21 protein-coding genes and 2 pseudogenes are annotated in these 21,721 nt (G+C 42.4%); 5 read left to right on the top strand and 18 right to left on the bottom strand.

Annotation, left to right across the window (positions count from 1 at the left end):
* Positions 1-8: 8 nt before the first annotated feature.
* Positions 9-1,679 (top strand): annotated as a pseudogene (locus tag CVV77_RS10645) (non-ribosomal peptide synthetase); the annotation flags it as partial.
* A gap of 255 nt (positions 1,680-1,934) precedes the next feature.
* On the opposite strand, the gene CVV77_RS10650 reads toward CVV77_RS10645, so the two are convergent.
* On the bottom strand, positions 1,935-4,010 hold the full coding sequence (locus CVV77_RS10650; RefSeq protein ID WP_100275362.1) for a transglycosylase domain-containing protein: 2,076 nt from the start codon (positions 4,008-4,010) through the stop codon (positions 1,935-1,937).
* A gap of 201 nt (positions 4,011-4,211) precedes the next feature.
* On the opposite strand from CVV77_RS10650, the gene speE reads away from it, so the two are divergent.
* Together speE and speB are read left to right on the top strand one after the other, a co-directional pair.
* Positions 4,212-5,042 carry a spermidine synthase gene (gene speE, locus CVV77_RS10655; RefSeq protein WP_100275363.1) on the top strand — a complete coding sequence of 277 codons (831 nt, stop codon included), beginning with the start codon at positions 4,212-4,214 and terminating at the stop codon, positions 5,040-5,042.
* Between the two features lie 60 nt (positions 5,043-5,102).
* Positions 5,103-5,975: an agmatinase gene (speB, locus tag CVV77_RS10660; protein ID WP_003235913.1), complete on the top strand. Its 873-nt coding sequence runs from the start codon at positions 5,103-5,105 to the stop codon at positions 5,973-5,975.
* A gap of 46 nt (positions 5,976-6,021) precedes the next feature.
* Here the strand turns inward: speB and CVV77_RS10665 are convergent, their stop codons facing one another.
* The 8 genes from CVV77_RS10665 to rapF form a co-directional block, all read right to left on the bottom strand.
* Positions 6,022-6,582 carry a hypothetical protein gene (locus CVV77_RS10665; protein ID WP_100275364.1) on the bottom strand — a complete coding sequence of 187 codons (561 nt, stop codon included), beginning with the start codon at positions 6,580-6,582 and terminating at the stop codon, positions 6,022-6,024.
* Positions 6,575-7,222, bottom strand: coding sequence for an ABC transporter ATP-binding protein (locus tag CVV77_RS10670; RefSeq protein ID WP_003235909.1), 648 nt, complete (start codon positions 7,220-7,222; stop codon positions 6,575-6,577). Before CVV77_RS10670 ends, CVV77_RS10665 begins: the two co-directional genes overlap by 8 nt.
* A 2-nt stretch (positions 7,223-7,224) precedes the next feature.
* Positions 7,225-8,022 (bottom strand): hypothetical protein, encoded by a 798-nt coding sequence (locus CVV77_RS10675; RefSeq protein ID WP_250622081.1) that lies wholly within the window; start codon positions 8,020-8,022, stop codon positions 7,225-7,227.
* 9 nt (positions 8,023-8,031) lie between these two features.
* The gene (locus tag CVV77_RS10680; protein WP_019259771.1) at positions 8,032-8,706 is read right to left on the bottom strand and encodes a hypothetical protein; all 675 of its coding nucleotides are present in this window, start codon (positions 8,704-8,706) and stop codon (positions 8,032-8,034) included.
* Positions 8,693-9,481 (bottom strand): hypothetical protein, encoded by a 789-nt coding sequence (locus tag CVV77_RS10685; RefSeq protein ID WP_088111880.1) that lies wholly within the window; start codon positions 9,479-9,481, stop codon positions 8,693-8,695. Before CVV77_RS10685 ends, CVV77_RS10680 begins: the two co-directional genes overlap by 14 nt.
* A 149-nt stretch (positions 9,482-9,630) precedes the next feature.
* The gene (locus tag CVV77_RS10690) at positions 9,631-10,110 is read right to left on the bottom strand and encodes a hypothetical protein (RefSeq protein ID WP_088111881.1); all 480 of its coding nucleotides are present in this window, start codon (positions 10,108-10,110) and stop codon (positions 9,631-9,633) included.
* Between the two features lie 251 nt (positions 10,111-10,361).
* Positions 10,362-10,481, bottom strand: coding sequence for a phosphatase RapF inhibitor PhrF (phrF, locus tag CVV77_RS10695; RefSeq protein WP_003222023.1), 120 nt, complete (start codon positions 10,479-10,481; stop codon positions 10,362-10,364).
* Positions 10,465-11,610 carry a response regulator aspartate phosphatase RapF gene (gene rapF / locus CVV77_RS10700; RefSeq protein WP_100275366.1) on the bottom strand — a complete coding sequence of 382 codons (1,146 nt, stop codon included), beginning with the start codon at positions 11,608-11,610 and terminating at the stop codon, positions 10,465-10,467. The genes phrF and rapF overlap by 17 nt, the downstream gene beginning before the upstream one ends.
* 229 nt (positions 11,611-11,839) lie before the next feature.
* Here rapF and CVV77_RS10710 point away from each other — a divergent pair, with 229 nt between their 5' ends.
* Positions 11,840-13,195 (top strand): YncE family protein, encoded by a 1,356-nt coding sequence (locus tag CVV77_RS10710; RefSeq protein WP_100275368.1) that lies wholly within the window; start codon positions 11,840-11,842, stop codon positions 13,193-13,195.
* Between the two features lie 39 nt (positions 13,196-13,234).
* A complete protein-coding gene (locus CVV77_RS10715; RefSeq protein WP_100275369.1) occupies positions 13,235-14,599 on the top strand; it encodes a YncE family protein in 1,365 nt (454 codons plus the stop codon).
* 6 nt (positions 14,600-14,605) lie between these two features.
* Here CVV77_RS10715 and CVV77_RS10720 read toward each other — a convergent pair whose 3' ends face one another.
* From CVV77_RS10720 to sboA, 9 genes and pseudogenes are all read right to left on the bottom strand, one after another.
* Positions 14,606-15,307, bottom strand: a complete 702-nt coding sequence (locus CVV77_RS10720) for a bacteriocin biosynthesis protein AlbG (RefSeq protein ID WP_100275370.1) — start codon at positions 15,305-15,307, stop codon at positions 14,606-14,608.
* Entirely contained in the window at positions 15,304-16,584 is a 1,281-nt protein-coding gene (locus tag CVV77_RS10725) for a M16 family metallopeptidase (protein WP_100275371.1), read from the bottom strand. Before CVV77_RS10725 ends, CVV77_RS10720 begins: the two co-directional genes overlap by 4 nt.
* Before the next feature lie 4 nt (positions 16,585-16,588).
* Complete coding sequence (locus CVV77_RS10730) at positions 16,589-17,749, bottom strand: insulinase family protein (RefSeq protein ID WP_100275458.1); 1,161 nt, start codon at positions 17,747-17,749, stop codon at positions 16,589-16,591.
* Complete coding sequence (gene albD / locus CVV77_RS10735) at positions 17,739-19,049, bottom strand: antilisterial bacteriocin subtilosin biosynthesis protein AlbD (RefSeq protein WP_100275372.1); 1,311 nt, start codon at positions 19,047-19,049, stop codon at positions 17,739-17,741. Before albD ends, CVV77_RS10730 begins: the two co-directional genes overlap by 11 nt.
* Positions 19,042-19,761, bottom strand: coding sequence for an ATP-binding cassette domain-containing protein (locus CVV77_RS10740; protein ID WP_100275373.1), 720 nt, complete (start codon positions 19,759-19,761; stop codon positions 19,042-19,044). The genes albD and CVV77_RS10740 overlap by 8 nt, the downstream gene beginning before the upstream one ends.
* On the bottom strand, positions 19,758-19,919 hold the full coding sequence (gene albB / locus CVV77_RS10745; RefSeq protein WP_003222006.1) for an antilisterial bacteriocin subtilosin biosynthesis protein AlbB: 162 nt from the start codon (positions 19,917-19,919) through the stop codon (positions 19,758-19,760). Before albB ends, CVV77_RS10740 begins: the two co-directional genes overlap by 4 nt.
* 12 nt (positions 19,920-19,931) lie before the next feature.
* Positions 19,932-21,278, bottom strand: coding sequence for a subtilosin maturase AlbA (gene albA, locus CVV77_RS10750; RefSeq protein ID WP_100275374.1), 1,347 nt, complete (start codon positions 21,276-21,278; stop codon positions 19,932-19,934).
* A gap of 70 nt (positions 21,279-21,348) precedes the next feature.
* Positions 21,349-21,456 (bottom strand): annotated as a pseudogene (locus CVV77_RS10755) (bacteriocin-like protein SboX); the annotation flags it as partial.
* Positions 21,413-21,544 (bottom strand): subtilosin A, encoded by a 132-nt coding sequence (sboA, locus tag CVV77_RS10760; RefSeq protein ID WP_003222002.1) that lies wholly within the window; start codon positions 21,542-21,544, stop codon positions 21,413-21,415. The pseudogene CVV77_RS10755 and the gene sboA, both read right to left, overlap by 44 nt.
* Positions 21,545-21,721 lie beyond the last annotated feature (177 nt).

Genomic DNA, 21,721 nt, shown 5'->3' on the forward strand with positions numbered 1-21,721 from the left:
CGTATTTCCTACGGGAAAAGCTCAAGGAGTTAAGCCAGCAAGAAGGATCCACCTTATTTATGACCTTGATGGCGGCGTATCAAAGCTTCCTTGCTCGTTATACGGGACAAGACGACATCTTGGTTGGAAGCCCGATTGCGAGCCGGAATGTTAGAGAGATTGAAGGAGTAATTGGTTTCTTTGTAAATACGTTGGTTTATCGAGCTGATCTCAGTGGAAATCCGACGTTCCAAGAACTTCTGTCGCAGATACGAAAAACAGCACTAAAAGCATACGAATGTCAGGACATTCCGTTTGAAAAAGTGGTAGAAGCCGTAAAACCTGAACGGAATACCAGTCATTCACCGATTTTCCAAACCATGTTTACCTTACAGAATACAAAACAAGAGTTACCTCAGCTATCTGCAGGAAACATGGAGATATGGAAAGTCATACTTCGGTTGCCAAATTTGATTTGAGTTTGTTTGCATCGGAGACGGAAGAAGGGTTATTGCTAACTTTTGAATATAATACCGATTTGTTTAATGCTGCAACCATTGAGCGAATGGCAGGCCATTTTGAATATTGGTTATATGAAATTGTATCTAATCCAAAAGATTCTCTATCAAAACTGAATATGCTATCGAAAGCAGAATATAAGCGGTTACTAGATGAATGGAATGACACAGGTGTCGTTGACCTACGTGAAAGCACGATTCATACATTGTTTGAGGAACAAGTGGAGAAAACGCCAGAAGCGATCGCGGTAGTGTGCGAAGATGAGAAGCTAACGTATCGAAAACTGAACGAACGTTCCAATCAGTTGGCCCATTATCTCCAGAAGAGGGGTGTGGGATGCGAATCATTGGTTGGGATCAGCGTTACACGTTCATCCGAGATGATTGTTGGTCTCCTGAGGAATCATGAAAGCAGGAGGAGCGTATGTTCCGATTGATCCTGCGTATCCGGAGAGTCGACTACGGTATATTTTAGCGGATGCTCATATCGAAGTACTGGTGACACAGGAAAAGTTGCAGCAAAAAATGACGTTACCTGAATCCATTGACATGATTTGTATCGATCGTGATCGAGCAGCGATCGAACAGGAAGTAACGACGGCATGTACGAGTGAAGTGACAAACGATAACTTAGCTTATATCATCTATACCTCAGGATCCACTGGCAATCCCAAGGGAGTGATGATTGAGCATCGGAGTACGTTGACGATGATTCATTGGGCACATCAAACCTATTCCCGACAGGAATTAACGGGAGTGCTGGCTTCAACTTCACTTTCCTTTGATCTATCGGTTTTTGAAGTGTTTGTTCCTTTGACGATGGGTGGTAAGGTGATTGTCGCTGAAAGTGCCCTTCATCTGGACAAGTTGTCTACGAAGGATGTGACTTTGGTCAATACTGTACCATCAGCAGCGAAGGAACTGGTTCGAGCAAAGACGATCCCTTCTTCGATAAAGGTGATGAATTTGGCTGGAGAACCGTTGCCGCAGTCACTGGTCCAGCATTTGTATGAGAGAAGTCCGATTGAAAAGGTGTATAACCTATACGGTCCATCCGAAGATACTACTTATTCCACGTATATGAAGCTAGAAAAGGGTGTCATGCACAAGGTACCATCGATTGGTAGGCCTATCTCAAACACAGAAGTATATGTACTCAGTGCAAACCAGCAAATGGTACCCAAATGCACAGATATAAATTACCATGGGATAAAAGATCATTTGCACTTTTATATAGCCAGTTATTTTATAGTAGGCCGTATTGTAGAAGGAAAACAAGAATTGAACCCGGAAAGGATTAATTCAGAGCCTCGGCACCAAATTTACATTCCTAAGGGTTTCCGAAAACCAATTATTCAGCTCGATTGTGTTACGCTTCTTCCGTGGGTAATTGACGAACCATACGAATAACCCGGCCTCCGAGGAGCCGGGTTATTTTTAATGATTCCGCCCCAGCCATTTATCCCACCATTTTTTCTCGGAAGCGGGTTTTTCTTTGGTTGGAAGCCGGTCTTTTGTTTGTTTAGCGGGTTCTGCCCCGTAGCATACGTTTGATGGCTCAGTGCCTTTCACAAAATACGTGTAATGCTTGGCTGCGCATCCGGGGCCGGATGAGTAGCCTGTTTCTGGATCAATGTACACGCCGGTTACGCCTTTTGGCGGTTTGAACGCAGTTTCCGGTTCTCCTTTGAGCGCATCCTCCATGAAGTCAGCCCAAATCGTTTTGGCATAGCTTTTTTCTTCGACCGAGTCGATGGTGCTGTTTTTGTCATAGCCTGTCCAAACCCCTGCGGCCAGCTTCGGATTGAAGCCGATCATCCAGCTGTCTGCGCTTGTGGTTCCTGATTTTCCCGCATATGTTCTTGTCAGGCGGTTGGCGATTGTCCGTCCGGTTACCGACGTATAGCCGTTTAAATCCGTATCAAACATGCCTGTCATCATACTTGCCGTGACAAAAGCGGCTTTTTTATCGAGCACCTGCTTATGCTTGCTCGGGTTTTCGTACAGCACATGTCCCGCCGCGTCCGTAACTCTTGAAATAAAAGTCGGTTCGATTTTCTTCCCGCCATTTGCGAGCATGGCGTAGGCGTTGACCATCTCAATCGGACGTACGGGTTCAGTGCCGAGCGCGAGGGAAGGCAGTGCTTGAAGACGCGCAGTGATGCCGAATTCCTTTGCCGATTGTACAAGCTTATTCATTCCTAGAAAGAGATGTGTTTTCACAGCGTAAATGTTGTCGGAAAGCGCCAGCGCCTGCAGAAGCGTAATCGGCTTGTTGGCGTAGTATCCGTTATAGTTGCTTGGAGAATAGGTTTCTCCACTTGCATCAATTTGAAACTCGGTTTCTTCGCTTTTCATCAAGGTGACTGGCGTAAATCCGCTCTGGATCGCTTTATAGTACAGTAACGGTTTGATCGTCGAAGCAGGCTGGCGCTTCGCCTGTGTCGTCCGGTCAAACGGGCTTTTTTGATAATCCCTGCCGCCGACAAGGGCGAGAACGTTTCCTGTACGGGGATCAATGGCTGAAAACCCGACTTGAATGTCAGAGCCGGCGTTAACGGTTTCGGTAATGGTCTCCTCAGCGATGCGCTGCATCCGTTTATCTACCGTTGTATAGACGTTTAACCCGCTCGTTTCAATTTGCTCCCTCGTCATGCCGAGCTTTTTCTCCAGCTCTCTCATCGCATTGTCATAGAAATAAGGGGCCTTTCTCTTGGAAACTTGTTTATTCAAAGGCTGATAGGAAAGAGGTTCTTTGATCAGTTCATTCGCTTTTTTATGGCCGATCATCTGCTGCTTTTCCATCATCCGCACAATCGTTTTCTGGCGCTCCTTGGCCTTTGTTTCATTGACATATGGCGAGTAGCCGGAAGGACCTTTCGGGATTCCCGCCAATAACGCAGCCTCCGCATCCGTCAGGTTTTTTGCATGCTTGCCGAAATACAGGCGGGAAGCAGCTTCAATGCCGTATGCGCCGTGTCCGTAATAAATTGTATTTAAATAGCCTTCTAATATCTCGTCCTTAGAATAGTTTTGTTCCAGGCGGATCGTGTAGAACGCCTCATTCCATTTTCGTTTCCACGTTTTGTCGTGTTCAAGGTATAAGTTTCTCGCATATTGCTGGGTGATGGTGCTTGCGCCCTGGACCTTGGCAAATGCTTTCAGATCTGCAAGCGCCGCGCCGGCCATGCGTTTATAATCAAAGCCGTGGTGATCGTAGAAATTCTGGTCTTCAATCGCCACTGTCGCTTTTGCAATCGTCGGATTCATGTCCTTTAAGGGGACCCAATAGCGCTTTTCGCCGTAGTTCGTTTCCCCGAGCTTTGAGCCGTCACTGGCATACAAAATCGTGGATTGCGGCACTTGCACCGAGGGAGCGCCCTGGTATTTGGCTATCAAAATGACAGTCATAAACACAGCAGCTGCCGCCAAGGCCGCAAAAGCCCCTAAAAAGATGAAGGCGCGAACGGTTTTCAGCGTCAGTCTCAGCCGTTTATTTGTCATTGCATCCACAACGGGTTCCCCCTTTTTTTATGTTTCTACTATTATGAGAAAAAAAGATCGTTTTTAAACATCTCAGAACAGGACGCATCTTTACTTTTTCCCTGCCATCCTCTATACTTTTTCCTTAGGTGAAAATGCGATTTCAACCGAGAATAAAAGCTGATAAGACGCTTACAATAAATGAATACAGCCTTGAAAGGGAGATGACAATTGAGCGAACTTTGGTACACAGAGAAGCAGACGAAAAACTTTGGCATTACAATGAAGGTTAATAAAACGTTACATACAGAACAAACGGAGTTTCAGCATTTAGAAATGGTGGAAACAGAAGAGTTCGGCAACATGCTGTTTTTGGACGGCATGGTCATGACATCTGAAAAAGACGAATTCGTTTATCACGAAATGGTGGCGCATGTCCCATTATTTACACACCCAAATCCAGAGCACGTTCTTGTTGTCGGCGGCGGTGACGGCGGCGTCATCAGAGAAATCCTGAAGCATCCAAGCGTGAAAAAAGCGACACTTGTTGATATTGACGGCAAGGTCATCGAATACTCTAAAAAGTTTCTTCCTTCTATCGCAGGTAAACTGGATGATTCGCGCGTTGACGTTCAGGTGGATGACGGATTTATGCACATTGCGAAATCTGAAAATCAATACGATGTAATTATGGTAGATTCAACTGAACCTGTCGGACCAGCTGTAAACCTGTTTACAAAAGGATTCTACGCGGGAATCGCGAAGGCACTGAAAGAAGACGGCATTTTCGTCGCTCAAACGGACAACCCATGGTTTACGCCTGAATTAATCACAAATGTACAGCGCGACGTGAAGGAAATCTTCCCGATTACGAAGCTTTATACGGCAAACATTCCGACATACCCAAGCGGTTTGTGGACATTTACAATCGGATCGAAAAAATATGATCCGCTTGCAGTGGAAGACAGCCGTTTCTTCGATATTGATACGAAATATTACACAAAAGATATTCATAAAGCGGCGTTTGTTCTGCCGAAATTTGTGAGTGACCTGATTAAATAATGATGGTATGGCGCAGGAGCGAATCTTGCGCTTTTTTACAGGAAAGCGAGGGTATTATAGATGAGATTTGATGAAGCTTATTCAGGAAAAGTATTTATCGCGAGCCGTCCCGAGTGGGAAGGGGCGGACGCCATCCTTTACGGCATGCCGATGGACTGGACGGTCAGCTATCGTCCGGGCTCACGCTTTGGCCCGAGCAGAATCCGCGAGGTGTCAATCGGCCTTGAAGAATACAGCCCGTATTTAGACCGTGATCTGGCCGACCTGAACTTCTTTGACGCCGGCGACATTCCGCTGCCGTTCGGAAATCCGCAGAGAAGCCTTGATATGATTGAGGAGTATGTGGACAGCATTTTAGAAAAAGGGAAGTTCCCGATGGGAATGGGCGGAGAGCATCTTGTGACATGGCCTGTCATTAAAGCGATGCACAAGAAATATCCCGACCTTGCGATTATCCATTTTGACGCACATACAGATCTTCGCGTAGATTATGAGGGAGAACCGCTTTCTCACTCCACGCCGATCCGCAAAGCGGCAGAATTGATCGGACCGCAAAATGTATATTCATTCGGAATCCGTTCCGGCATGAAAGAAGAGTTTGATTGGGCGAAGGAAAACGGCATGCACATCTCCAAATTTGAAGTGCTTGAACCGCTGAAAGAAGTGCTTCCGAAGCTGGCGGGACGTCCGGTATATGTCACCATCGATATTGACGTATTAGACCCTGCACACGCACCAGGAACAGGAACGGTTGACGCCGGCGGCATCACGTCTAAAGAACTGCTTGCATCCGTCCATGAAATCGCGCGCTCAGAGGTAAACGTGAAGGGCGCTGATTTAGTGGAAGTCGCACCGGTATATGACCACTCAGAACAAACGGCAAACACAGCCAGCAAAATCATCCGTGAGATGCTGCTTGGGTTTGTGAAATAGTTTTTAATAAAAGGGCCTGAATGTAATTCAGGCCCTTTTTCATCTTTTAATTATTTAAAGTCATTTTATAAGAAATTCTTTTATTAGATTCGTCGTCTATAACAGTATAATAAGCAAATACTTTTGATGATTCAGGATTGAAATTTTTATAATTTACTTTTTCGTCGGGATACAAACTTAATCCTACATATCCTAGTACTGTTTTCCCTGATGGAATCTCTGTATTGAATTGATACTTATCCGGCAAATCATAATTATAAGGCATCAATTGTTTATTATATTGATACTGACCAAAAAATAAAAAGTTTTTTCCGTCCGGTGAAAGCTCCTCTAGAGTAATTTTGTGATTAGAAGTATTTTCAGCATTAAAAGGCAAAATGTATATATATTTTATGGAATTTGTTTCTTTATCAAATGACTTAATCGGCTTTAATGGTTTTAATATATGGAGTTTTATTCCTTTCCCTGTATCGATCGTTTGGTTTGCGGCAATATTAATATTTTTTGGAGTGTATTTATCATTTTGGGCGTTCACTTTATAGAAACGAACACAGCTGAATGTTACTATTATTAATAAAACAATAAAGAAAATCCAACGCTTATTCATCTGCATCCTCCAGCTTACCTTCACTAATATCGATAATTCTATCGACAACACTGTTTTCACATAGTGTATCATCATGACTAGCCACTACAATCGTTGTGCCGTTTTCTTTTTCGGTTTTTAGGATATCCAGTATAAGATTAATCCCTTTTTTGTCTAAGGCATTTGTTGGTTCATCTAAAAGAAGTAATTTGGGTTTTTCCATTATTGCTTGAGCAATTCCTAAGCGTTGCTTCATCCCTAAAGAATAGCGTTTGACTTTACGCTTATCTTCGGGGTCTAACCCAACTTTTCTTATTACTTCTTTGATTTCTTCATCAGATACTTTTTTCTTGATAGAAGCAAGGAATTTCAGATTTTGAAATCCCGAATAGACAGGGATGAAGCTCGGGTATTCAATTAACAGACCTGTATGTTCAGAGAAGTCAATATCTTTTCCGATCACGAGGCCGTTAACAGAAACTTCGCCTTTTGTTAATGTTAGCAGTCCGGCGATGGCTCTTAAAATCATTGTCTTTCCAGATCCATTATGGCCTCTTAACACGACAAATTCGTTTTCTTTAATTGAAAAACTGATATCATCTAATACATGATTTCCCTTTAATTTTTTTACTATATTTTTACACTCGATATACGACGTCATAATTACTCTCCTAAAATATCTGTTTTTTTAATAAAAACTAGGCTGATAAAAGTACAAGCTGCACAGAAAATAAGTGCAGTTAATAAAAAGCCGGAGGCATGAAAAAAACGACCATCTGAGTAGTTAACGTTCATGCGCGAATAATCAATAAAAGCCCACTTTCCAGCCATAGCAAATGAAGCGATAAATAAAGAGCTGTGAAAAAAAATAGATATTACAATATAAGCAACAATAATAATAAATGCTGATATAAAAGATATCATGAAAGTTAAAGTTTCTAGCAAAACTGCATACATAAACGAAACTAAGATTTGAATTAACATAAATAATATTACCTTGCTGTTCAGTTCTGCTGTAAAGCCTTTAAATGAGGTAAATAACATAATGTATATAAAGAGCCATACGCACCAAATAGATACAATCAGAACAAACAGTGACAAAAGTTTGCTGAATATAAATAATCCTTTTTTAGGGATTTTTGGAAGGATATAAGCTCCAGAAATTTGAATGTCACGAAACATAAAATTACCCACAATCAACAAAGGCAGCACTTGAAAACTAATCCATTGTAGAGGGATAGATAATCTATGTTGTGTATATAAGATATGTAGATCAAAGAAATTCATCGAATGAAATAGTGTGATCAGGCTGTCGGAAAAACTTTGATGGCCTAGCTGTCCCGTCTTATTGCTATTCCAGAGGAAGCATAAAAGAAGGAGGGCAATAGCTAAGCTAATGACAAAGTATGTAATCTTACTTTCATTGAAACGCATGACAATATCACGTTTCAGCATATTCATAATAGACAATCAGTTTGCTCCTTTCTCCTCAACCTGCTGTAAATAATTGCGTCGCTTTATAGATTCTATAGAAATCCCGAATAATAACAACATAATCCCTAATCTAATCAATAATAATTCAGCCGAATCACTAAATTCCAGCACAAAACCATTTAAAAAGAGCATACCATTACATGCAAGGTAATCAATCAAAAATAAAAGAATGAATAGAAAAACTACAATGATTTGATTCAAATACAGTAAAATAAATGAAACAACATAACAAATGAAAATAAATGCAAACACATGAGTGATAAAAGATATCGGGGTCACATACAATAGTCCCGTATCATTGAATACACATAAAGTATATAATTCACCCATAATGATAATCCCGTATACTGCTGAAAATAAAAGTGTTTTTAAAAGGTATATCATTGTTAGATAAGGAGCATTGTTTACTCGGATTACAGTATAAATTGAAAAGTAATCGGATGAGATCAAAACAGAAAATACAACGGCAGCAGGGCATAAAATAGAAACGAGATGCCAATAGGAAAAAATATTTTCCAGTACAAAACCATCATCACTACCATTTTCTTGATGAAAAAAGAAATAAACAGCAATTAACTGCAGCAGTAATGCGACGGTGATACCCGGCCACTTCATTCTTAATGTTGATTTTAGAGTATTATAATAAAACACGGCGTTTTTTTCCCCACATATAAAGTAAAGTAGTTGCAATGAACACGCTAAGGTTCAAATAAATAAACTTATCTACACTCAAAAACCCTCCATCGTTAACAATATATTTCATTGGATTGTAATGGTTGTTGAGTAAAGTAAAGCCTATTAAATTGATTAAGAAAGGTATGATATAAACAAAATATTTCTTTTTAATAAAAAATGATGAAGCTAATCCAATGGAAGAGAGAATGGCACCGTACAAACCATTTAGTATAAATAGAATGAGAGTATAAATCAGCGAGTTTTCATAATAAAGGTTTGCTAAATCAGTTCCGCCCAAAACGATTGGGTCCATATAATTGACGATTCCGTCCGGATTTACTAAAGGATATGTCATCATCAGCAAGTAAAGGTTTAATAATAACGGTAAAAAAATAACCAAAAAAGAAATCACAACATTCAATCCGAATAATACTGTGAAGTATTTCTTTTTAGTTGTTTTTGTTATAACATTCATAAAAAATCCAGTATTTTTATCTTCACGGTACATACCGGACATTGGAAGTGATGCTAATAACGGAAGAATGAGAATCCAGACAGTCTGAGCTGAGGTTGTATTTCCTTCTGCAATATTCGATAAAAACGGTGAGTTATGGATTTCATAAGGAAGATTGATCTTCTTATGAAAGAAGAGAATACCTAGATAACTGACGATCATAAGAACGATACTAATGAATAAAGAGAAATAAATCTCTTTATTTTTCAATAAACGCTTTAAAAAGAAAGAAATCATGTGCGAGGCTCCTGTTTTTTTTATTAAAACTCTGTGTGAGTTTTGGATAGTTTTATTTTAATAAAAAATCTTGAAGAATGGATATTATTTTTACCTTAAAAAGCGATCTTACATGTTTAATGTAAGATCGCTTTGTTTTGAGAAAGGTATTAATAGATTGTGTAATTTCCCTTAGGTTTTACGCTGTCAGGACTCCAATCAGTTGAGAAGGAATCATTGCTGCGGCTGTAACCGCCAAACCTTACGGGTACATTTCTCCCGTAATTTTCAACAGCAGTGTTGGAAAATAAGTATGTATGACCCGGGTGTACTGTTCCTTCGTGAGTACCACCACCGGATACATTGTGCCAGTCGCGCCCGCCAGAGTGAACGTTTTTATCTGCCTCTGCCCATACATTAAATTTACCTCCGTCATCTTTCTTTAGGAGATGCATATACATGTAGCTTCTATTTTGTTTTCTTCGAGCAGTTGTATAGTCGTAAGGGCTGTACCATCTGAAAGTAAAATGCACTCTTGAATCGCTCGTATTTGCTTTTGCATGAACCGCCTGTGTAACACCCAGTGAGGAAACTGCGATCCCAAACATGATGATGAGTAAACTAATCCTTTTTTTGAATTGAACTTTCAAAATAAATCCTCCATTTTTAAACTTCAATTGAAGTGATACTGAACTTAAGTCACATAATATATTAATTCAAAAAAAAGGAAAAGTAAATAACTTTTTTATTTATGTATAATAAAATTTTTCTTATTTACTATGTTTCTGGATTGGGAAACCAATTCAAAATATATTAGTAATTAATATTTTGAATTTTAAACGAAACTTGTCTTGGCTGTTTATTTAACAAAAAAACAACCGGTAAAAACCGGTTGTTTTCATTAAATCATTCCTCGCTGTGCAACTTCAATTTGGTGTGTAGGTGCATTTGCAATATTCGTTGCGATGAAAACAGTGCTTAGGGCCAGACAAGAGAGTAATAGTTTAGACTTCAATTTCATACAATCTCACTCCTCCTTGAATAAGTTGCCTTACTTGTTCCACCTTTAGGAAATAAGCAGAAGCTTTTTGAAAATTTTCACGTTCATGATAATATTTTGCCACATCAAGAGCGAAATCTTCAAGATCAGCATACAACATTTTACTTTCGAGGAAATCAAAGAAACTTTGAATTGCTTCTTCATCAGGGCCTGATAAGTATAAAGATTTCAAAAATTCAAACTCCGATAAATATATTGAATCTCCGACCTTTTGAGAATAAGCCATTCCCTTACTATGATATGCATGGGCTTTATCCATTTTTCCCATTTTATAATGAATTTGTGTAATTAAAAAATAGGCTTGGGGCAGGGAAGGAATAATATTAGATTCTTCAAAAACAGCTATTGCTCTTTTGAAATATGTTACGGCATCCTCATATTGGCTTTGGCTGTTTTTACAAAGCCCGATGTTGTACAATGTTCTTCCCATTAATTGGGGCTGATTCTCAGCTTCCGCCATAGAGTAAGCTTTTTTAAAATGTGATATGGCATCCTCATATTGTTTCAGATCTAGGAAATTGGTAGCAAATAAAGAGTGACACTGAAGCAATCTTATATTATAAGCTTCATGTTCTTTGTATATTTCATATGCCTGCCGTGCATAGTCCATTGAAAAATACGTTTGTTTCATATAGTAATAAGACTCAGACATTTTAAAGAAAAACTCTGCCTTCTCTATTCGATCCTTAACGAATATCAACTTGCTTTCGGCCTTTTTAAAAAATTTAATAGCCGACAGATATTCCCGCTGGTCCAGCTCATACATGCCTCTGAAGAAATTAAAGTAATAATCAAGGACTCCAGTTAAACGAGCCTGTTTTTTATCAATCTCAAGCAGCAGATCAGACAGTCTCGGCTGTTCCTCGATCCGCATTTTTTCTAGCGGTTCAAGGTACTCAAGCATCAGGTTGTGCCGGAATTCCATCAGTGAATAGTACAAATGAAGGTCTTGATCTTCTTCCATTTGATCCAGCTCTTGCTTGATTTCTCTTCGCAAATATTCTGCATCGGGTATGCTGAATCGGCGTATGTACATATACCATTCGTTAATCTTTTCTCCGACGGAAGAAGAAGATATGACACCTGTCACGTTTGCAAATCCCTCCCTTCATTATTCTATATATGTCATATTTTATCATTATCATCCTTAAGAGAAGCGCAAAAAAACCGCAATTTTTTCTTTCGTTACACCGCATGTTGGAGGAAATACTTTCGAAAAACCACTTTTACCCTCGGCAATTTGTACAAGCAAACACATTCACCTTCCATATTCTGTTGTATCTGCGTGAGCAGTGTATTTCTGAAAAGGAAGTGAAGGTATGAGAAAAAATAAGCTTTCCTTTAAAGAAAAAGCAGGAGTCACACAAGAAGAATGTTTATGTTTTTGTGAGGAAGAAACTAGCCGTGAAGCAATGTTTCAAGCACCGATTGAATTGCCTGAGGGGTTTGTCGTTGATCCGGCTGAGGCTGTTGCAAACGTCACATGGAATGCAGACAGCCTTTCTTGTGTCAGTGAACGCTGTTTAATTCAAACGGGGCCTGAGCCTGATGAGGTTGGTGTTCAATTTGCAGTACGCCTGCAGGGGACCGTTACGCTTCTCGTCAGTGTCTCACCTGTACGAAATCAATATGGACAAGGGAACGGGGCTGTTTCTGTCATTCACAATGCAGAGATCGACCAAGTCGTCTATTATTCTGATGAACCGGATGATTGCCCGGATCTCAGTGAGATCACGATCGAGAACCTTGTTGTTGTCCCGCCGTTTTACGGCAGTCCTTTATCAGTGACGGGGACGATTGTGCTTGTACCGGAACCGGAACCCGTTTATGCGTTCACAGCGAATCCAGATGATCAATCGGTTTCTGTAATTGATACAAACACTCATGCCGTGTTTACAACGATTGCTCTACCGTTCGAGCCGACAGGTATTGAAATGACCCCGGATAAAAACTCTGTGTTTGTCTTGCATTTCAACAAAAATATGATTTCTATCATTGATTATGACACATTGACTGTTAATACATCCATTCTGCTAGATCAGCCGCCTGAAACAATTAAATTTGTGCCTGAACATGATTTTGCCTATGTTCTCGCCGGTAATGCCATTTATGTGATCAGAATAGAAACGTCAACTGTAGAAAGGTCTATTCTTGTTGAAGGGTATGATATTGCAATTGATCCCAATGGGTTGTTCGCCTATGTTCTTGATTTTGGTTTAGTGCAAAAAGTGGACTTATCTACCGGTGAAGTTACAGGAACGATTGAACGAGAGCTTATTGTAAATTCCATAGAAACAAAGCCGCCGGAGCGATATGCCTATGTATTAGAAGAAGATCACTTCTTCAATTATTTGACGATTATTGATTTAAATACCTTTACGATCAGTAGTACCCAAGAGCTGGAGTATGAAGGTGAGTATCTAATGTTTACGAGCGGATCAGAGGTGTATTTGTTTGATGGTTTCACTCACAATCTATATTCCGTCAGTCCAGGTGGTGCAGACGTAATAGGAAATCTTCCACAACGGGGAAATGACTTTGCGTTTACCCCGAATGGCGAATTTCTGTATGCAACTCATTTTATAGAGCAAAGCATTACGGTTTACAACACAGGTGATTATTCTGTGGAAACTGTCATACCTCTTGGGGTTTCACCGAGTGCCATTGCAATTTAACCAAATGCATGTTGTGCATTTTTAAAAGGGCGTGAAATTATGAAAAAAAATGATCTTTCAGCTTTACAGGAAAATTGTTTCTGTTTTTGTGATGAGGAGATCAGCCGAGAAGCGCTGTTTCAAGTGCCAATTGACATTCCTGAGGGGTTCACTATTGATTCTGCCGAAGCAGCTGCAGCGGTTACGTGGAGTACAGACAATTTGTCCTGTATCAGTGAGCCTTGCTTAATCCAGACTGGGCCGGAACCAGAAGATATCGGTGTTCAATATGCTGTGCGTCTGCAAGGGACCGTTACGCTTCTTGTCAGTGTCTCACCTGTACGAAATCAATATGGACAAGGGGACGGGGCTGTTTCTGTCATTTACAATGCAGAGATCGATCAAGTCGTCTATTATTCTGATAACCCGGATGATTGCCCGGATTTCAGTGGCATCACGATCGAGAACCTTGTTGTCGTTCCGCCGTTCTACGGCAGCCCTTTATCAGTGACGGGGACGATTGTACTTGTACCGGCGCCGGATCAGCGATCTTACGTGTTTACTGCAAACACTGGAGACAGCACGGTTTCGGTCATTGATGCTGACGTGAATACTCTTGTAAGTACCATTTCTTTATCTGATATCCCGACTGATCTGGGTGTTACCTTGGATAAAGCGTATACGTATGTTCTCCATAGGAATGCGAATCTTGTATCGATCATTAACAACGAAACATTAACGGTTACACAAACCATCCCTCTTGCAGGAGCCCCAAGAAAAATCCAGTTTAAAACTGGGGGAGAATTTGCTTATATTCTCGCAGGGGGCAGCTCCATTTATGAAATTAATATTTCCTCGCAAACCATTACCAATACATTCACGGTGTCCCCCGCTGCGGACGATTTTGCCCTAGACCCTAACGGACAGTTTTTCTATACGACCAACTCTGTATTTTGGGTCGTTAATAAATATGACCTAAATACCGGACAGCTGATCGAAAGTTTAAGTAACTTTGAAACACCAAATTTAATTGTAACCCCGATAATAGGAGATTTTGCTTATCTGGAAAATGGTGAGCTAAGTCCGAATGCCATTTCTGTGATAGATTTGACAACATTTAGCGAATCTTCACAAATTAACAGACTGTTTGACGGTTTAATTACAATTGTTTTTTCTGCTGACGGGACTCGTGCGTTTTTCCTTGAGGCATTTCTGGAGAATCTCACTGTCGTAGATACAGCGCAGCATACCTTTATAACAACTGCCTCTCTCCCCGGCGCTTCTGACATCACCGTAACACCTGATAATCAGTACATTTATGCAGCACAGCCCGACGACAATACCGTGACCGTGTACCGCACGAGTGATTATACAGCTGTGACGGTGATTCCGGTTGGGGCCGGTCCGTCTGCGATAGCGATATAGCTTATTTCACAGGTCGAGAGAAGCAGAGCTGCGATAAGACAATCGTTTATAAATAAATGACCCGATCTGCTGGATGGCTGCCAGGATGATCAGAAACAGCAGTTCACTTATGGTAAAACTGAGCATCCACCATATTCCGGCTCCTGTCAGCACTCCCACAAGCACTTTTCTGAACAGGGTGCCATGCTGGAAAAACTGCATCAAGTACGTTCGCATATAAAACAATAAATACAAAACAAGCAACACCGCAAGTCCCATTGAAACGGCAGGGGGCGTGTGAAAACGGAAAGGGACGGCTTTGACGATTTCGAACATGCAGCCGAATATGATGACTTGGCATAATACAGCAGCCATCACGTATGCTTGGCGGACGTTTTTATAGCTGTCACGCAGCGATTTGACATCGTCGGCATAACGGCTGCACAATCTGTGATGCTGGAAGTCACAGCAGCTTTGATGAGACTGTGTGAGTTTCTGAAAGGCTGCTGTCATGTTTTTTACGGATTGGGTGACATAGTGAAGATAGAGAAAAGCGGGCAGCATCAGGACGGAAGCGATACAAGCCAGCAGTCCGAGCCGCACAGCATCATTGTTGATCACCTTTACATATTGGGCAGCGGCTTCGGCGAAGGCCTGAACCCAGCCGAAGGAATACGCCGCCATACCAACGAGCAGCAATAACACGGTAAAGACAGTGCTTTTTCTCATTGTCCGATCGCCTCTTTCTGTGAAACGTGAATGACCGCTTTTTTAGAAGATGCCAATGCATCAATGAGAGACAAGAAATCCTGAACATTCATATCGTGAATGATGCGGTACATGTCGAGAAACGAGCAATCGAACCGTTCACACTCGTCCGCCCATTCAAAGCATTTACGCACATAATCGCTGTCATAAATGATCGCGTCGGTCAAGGAATCCTTGCCGTATTGGAGCCAGGCCCCAATTTGCTTTTTCTGCTGTCTGACATAGTAGGAAGCGACATCGACATAAGCCGAAGAATGCGCCCCTTGGCTGTGAAGGATCAAAAAACCGCCATCCTCATACATGTGAGCCTCGGCTGACAAGCGATCGATTTCCAGGCGGTACGTTTGCTGAATTTCTTGAAAAAACGGCGAACCGAATTGAAATAGAATACGAGACACGATGTCCCAATAAAGCTTTAACGTCAACAGATCATTTTGTCCGGGGAGTGCGCCGATTTGCAGTCCGGTCCATGTGTCTTCAGGCCTCTCCTCATCACCCAGCACCTCTTTTTGCGAGAGGAAAGGAGGGCATGCGGATATGATTTTTTGCTCTGCTTTCTCATCTGGCCGCTTTTCTAGCCGTAGATCAGGAGGCAAAAGGGTTTCCGAATCTTCTAAGCCCCCAATCAAAAACACCGTCATCCGCTGGGGCTTGTAGGCGGCATTGTAGGCTTTCTGTAAATCACGGATGTCCAGCGCCTCAATGTCCTTGATTCTGCCTGCAGGGAAGACCGCAGCAGGTGAGGCGGGAGAAAGCATGCTGATCAGCTGGTAATGGTAAGAGAGCTGATGATTGAGGTGTGCTGTTTGAATTTCATTTGTAATCACAGCTTTTTCCTGAGTGATCATCTGCTTGTCAAATGAGTGGTTCGATAACGCATCAAGCAGGATGGGGATCGTCTGTCTGCACCGATCCGGCAATGAGGTAAACATAAAATTCGTATCGGTATAGGTAGTGAACGCATTTAAAAGCGCGCCATGAGCAAAGAAATCACTGTACAGATTGCGGCCATTATGCCAGAAGAGAAGATGCTCTAAAAAATGAGCTGTGCCGTATGGGAGTTGCGTGTCACCGGATTCTGCCTGTAAGCGGACATCCCGGCTCCCAAAATCGATTTTCACATTGCACAGCCGCAGGTTTGCGCGGGGAAATTTCAATCTGAATATTTTCAGTCCGCTGTCTGTGTATCTGATATCGGTTCGTTCATCCAGCTGTTGAAAAAAAGCGTTTTTTTCCATCTCTTCATCCCCTTACTACATGAGCTCCGATATAATTGATAGTCGCTATGAATTCCAACACATCACGGCACGTAACCGCTGAGATGCCATCCAGCAAGTCTTCCTTCGTGCAGGAGAAGCGGCGCAGAATCCCCATATAGGCCAAAAGACCTTCTGGAGAATCGAATTGCAACAGCATTTCATTGCGTAAAAATTGCTTTGCCTGTTCTAGTTCCTGTTCATCCGTTTGAAAATGTGAGACAGCTTCCAAAACGCGCGGAGGAATTTCTTTCTCATGAAGCTGATCCGTACATATTGAAACAAGCAGCAAATTGTTCATGATGTCGTATCGGGTGATGACGTGATAGACTGCCAGATCCTTCTCGCGAAAATGCTTGAATAAAGCGGAATGACCGTATTTTCCGAGCAATCCGTCTATCAGCTGAATGTTGATATAATCGCTGGCGTCTTTCATCTCCCCGCAGTCAAACCCGAGTGTCAAGACGGAAGGGCCTGCTGCGCTGCGTGTCTCTGTTTCAAAAACATGCCGGTTCACGGGTATTCTTCCGGCCGTCATGGCAGACGTTTGCTGGGCATGTCCCGGAACATCACAGGCTTGTACGTGTCCCAATATGTTCAGCTGTTTTTGCTGGGACAATAAATCAACAATGAAATCCGTTGCGTCGAGAAACCGTTCAGGACGGATCGCCTGTATCTTGTCTTTCCGGCCAAACATGGCTGTGCCGTACATTGGGTTTCCGAAGGCCTCCTCCGCCAAGCGGGCCGCCGAGTAGGAGAAGGGGTCAGCGAATTTTTTTTCGATCTTCAGCAGCAGCTCATTCCTTGCCCTTTCAACAGCTTCGGCTGAAAGAGAAGAAGGGAAGGATATGTCTGCAAATGTCTTCATCAGGGCATCAACATGAAGATTCTTGTCATATAAAGGGTGAATCAAACGGGTTCCGCAGGTTTTCAGCTGCTGGTCAAAAAAGAGATTCGCTGAATACATAAAGCGGCTGCCGGCAGCATAACCGAAAGCGTCAATGATTTGCTGCTTCAGGTGTGCGGCGGCGCCGTAAAAATAGATTGTTTCTTCTTCAGGTTCCGCCGCGCTTTCGATTGGCTTCAGAAAGCTCGCGGCGATTGAGATTGTTGAAAATTGATGAGTCTTCAGCAGGTTAACTTCCAAGCCGTTCTCTTTTGCTTGTATCAAAGAAACCACCATCCTGTTTTTGCAGGTAATAGACTATGATCAGCCCGGCAATCGGAATAACCGCCAAGGAGACAGCGGTGCCGGCTAATGTGGCTAAGAAAAGAGGAAGACAAAATAGATAAGACCGGTATTTTGAGAAACCGCTCCAGAGCTGCTGTTCCGTCTGCCAGCTGAAGGACGGCCTTTTTTCATCCGCGGTTAACCGGATAAACGCTCCCGCCAGCAGCAATTCCATACACTGCACAAAAGTGAGAGCTGAAATCGGACGGCCGCTGATGAAGCCCACAATGATCGCGACAAGGAGAAATCCGCCTGCCAATAGGCCTGAATAAAAGCGGTATTTCGCCCAAAACATCGTTCTTCGTTTAATCGGAAGCGTGATGAGCAACATCCGATCATTTTTTTCAATAGAGTACAAAAGGGCGATCGGCGAGCAGATCAGCAGAAGGGCGGAAATCACAATATAAATCACTTGCTGATTAAAGATGCCGGTATTCATCATCTGGAACGAAAAGAAGCCGCTGAACGCCGCCATCACCACGTAATTTAACAGCATCGCTTTAGAGGAGATAAATCGGTTCCATTCTCTTTTGTAAAACGAAAATTCAGATCTCCGCAAAAAAGAATGCATCTTGCTCTGCTGCGGAGGCGCTTGCAGAAAGACAGGAAAGTCAATGACCACCGCCCATAGCATGTGAACCGCGCATAGCGGGATTGTAACGGCCGGCATAAAAGCGGCACTGAAGCATACACAGGCGAAAACGGCTGCATGCAGCAGAAACATCCAGTTCTTCTTTTTGACAAAATGGTTGCTTAGTACTACACCGAATATTATTGAGTAAACGGTAAAAAACGAAAATCTGCCGAGCCAAAATAATGTTTGCGCCCCTGACAGCGTTCCGTTTCCAAATAAGAACAGCGGTAAAATAAAAAAGAATAATGTTCTTCTCAAACAGGTGTCGATAAACAGAACGACACTCTGGGCGAGCCAAAAGCTCCGTGAAGAAATCGGCAGCAGGCAGCTCAGCTTCATATAAGATTCCTTCCATTGAGATGTCACAGAAAGAAACACCATATATGCGTTCATTAAGAGAAGCGCGAGTATGATATATGTTTTTCCCAACACCGATTCGTCAATGCCGGCCTGGCGGATCAGCCCGATTTCAAACACGGCGAGAATCACAAGCCCTGCGGCAATGCGAATGGCGTCCTTTTTCCCTTGACGGCTGTAAAGCTGTTTGAACAGCAGAGACATGATGGGGAATATGTTATTCATGGCCGATCACCTCAAAAAATTCCCGCCGCAGATCGGTCTCCTCACCAATCGGGATGACCTTTTGGATCTGTTTGTTGTGAAGAATGGCCGCATAATCACAAAATCTCTGCACGACATCGAGCAGATGGGAAGAAAACAGAATGGTTCCGCCTGCCTCACAGTACTCGCGCATTTTTTGATAAAAGACTTCTATCGATTCCACATCCAAACCGACGAGCGGCTCATCTAAAATAAACAGGGGAGCCCGCAGCAATAAGCCTGTCATCAACACAACCTTTTGCCTGTTCCCCAAGGAAAGCTCCGCAATTCTCCTGTTGGTGTATTTGGAAAAATGAAAGGCCTCGGCCAAACTGGTAAACTGCTGTTCTGAAAAATCCTTTTGATAAAGCGAGTGAACGAAAGACACATAGTCCTTCGCCGTAATTTCTGTAAACAGCAGCGGATAATCGGCGGCGAAGTAACGGTGAATCTTCAGCTGATCTGATGTTTTCTGCGGCATGCCGGCCTCCGCTTCAATGCCGCACAGCGTAAAGCGCCCGCTGAAATTACGGTTCACCCCTGTCAGTGTATTGATCAGTGTCGTTTTTCCGGCGCCGTTTACCCCAAGCAATCCGTAAACAGCGCCTTTTTCTAAATGTAAATCCACGTGTTCTAAGATGACGTTGTCCCGTTCATACCAAACGGAGACATCGTGTATATCCAAAATGCTCATCGCGAGTCAGCCTTCCGCGCGCGCATCCCGAAAAGAATGGCAATGGCAATGAAAATCAGCGTAAATAGATAATCGCTTTTGACAAAATAGACGACTGCGCCGATGACAAAGATAAATGAAAGGATATACAGTAAAATTCTTCTTTGTGCTGGTGACAAATCGTTTCCCTCCTAAATAAGCTGGACCACGTCTTCTAATTGTTCATTTTTCGCCCAGGAGCAAATGTTTTTCCGGTGATATTTGTTAGAGTTCAGCCCTTTTAAGTAACAGCCTCCGCAATAGCCGCTGAACGGGCATTTGTCTTTCATGCAATGCTCGCTGAATCGCGGTGCCTGCGCTTGCCACAGTTTATGGACGAGAGGGGAGTTAAAGATGCTTTCATATGAATCATGAAAAATATTTCCCAATGAAAATTCCTTTGGAAAGAGCGCGCACGGACGTACTTCTCCGAACGGGCTGATTACGATGGACTTCCAGCCAGCGCCGCAATTTGCCGCACGTTTTCTCTCATAAGGAATAATCGGAATCAGATCTTTAAACTCATCAATGATATTTTGCTCGTATTCCATAAATTTGCGGTGCTGCTCGGCATTTTTTGTGGGGTGGACGATATCTCTGCCTCTTCCGAAGTCATCAACCCAATTGTAAGAGAACGCCTTCGCCCCGAGATCCCGAACCTTTTGGGCCATATCGTGGATTTCCCACATGTTTTTTTCGAAAACGGACATGGCGACTCTGACAAATATCCCGTGGTCACTCAACAATTTTATCGTTTTACAAGTTTGGGCAAAAGAGCCTTTTCTCCCTCTAAAGGAATCATGGACCTCAGAATTCACACTATCGAGAGATATGCCGACGATGATTTTTTGCTTGTAAGTCTTCAACAGCTCAAGGCTCTCTTTTCGCATGAGTGTTCCGTTCGTTAAGACAGCAACCTTTTTGAACTTTTTGCATACATAGTCAAGAATCTCATTGGCGTTCGGATGGACAAAAATTTCTCCGCCCGTGATTTCGCATGTCAACACACCGTTGTCGAACAGCATATCAGCCGTTTTCTTGAATTGTTCAATCGACACGGTGCCGAGCGCTTCCGGCGAGCTTTCCAAATAACAGTGAGCGCATTTCAAATTACAGCGGTGCGTCAGCTCAAAGGTGGCGTGCAGCGGCATCGGAAATTCATTGCTTCCGCTCGTGGTGATTGTGTGGCGGCTGGCCCGATTTCCAACCTGGATGACCTGCTTGTTCAGAAGCATGTTGAGCATATCGTAATACCAGTCCTTATGGTCCTCCGGTGATTCATCGTACACTGCGCATTGCTCCGCTAAAATCTGTTTAGCCGTTTTTTGCCCATCCATTCGCATGCAAAGCTCGTAAGCCGTTTTGTTAAGATCCAAATACTCAAAGTCAGAAATGGAGACATTATCGCGCAAGTAGTCGATTTCTAACACGCCGCCCTCAGGAAGCTGGTGAACTCTTACACTTTCATTAATAAATGGAAACATCTGCTCTATAAACAAAATACCATCCCCTCTACATATGATTCAAATGAAAAACGATTGTGTATGTATAAACCATGAGGTAGATTTAAGTTAAAAATTGTAATTTACTTAAAAAGGGCATAGTAGAATCACTATGCCCTTTTTGGAGAACCTTATCCCCATAGACCGAATAGACCTGTTGCACCGGCAATTTCAAAATCAGGGATAGGACCGTCCACTAGACAAGCGGCTCCGATCGAGCATGTTGCACAACCTTTGTTTTCTACAATAACAGCTTTTTTCATAATTGAATCCTCCCTTTTTTTTGTTTTTTCTAGCAGATCTATGTTGTACTTTTATGATAAAACTAATAAATTACCAATTCAATACATATATTTTGAATAAAATGTGAAATGAAAACGGTAGATTTCGGAAAAGTGTAACATTTCCTAAAGGTAATTAGTGATATGATTTTCTCTTCT

The sequence above is a fragment of the Bacillus sp. SN1 genome, from assembly GCF_002796895.1.
GTDB lineage: Bacteria > Bacillota > Bacilli > Bacillales > Bacillaceae > Bacillus > Bacillus inaquosorum.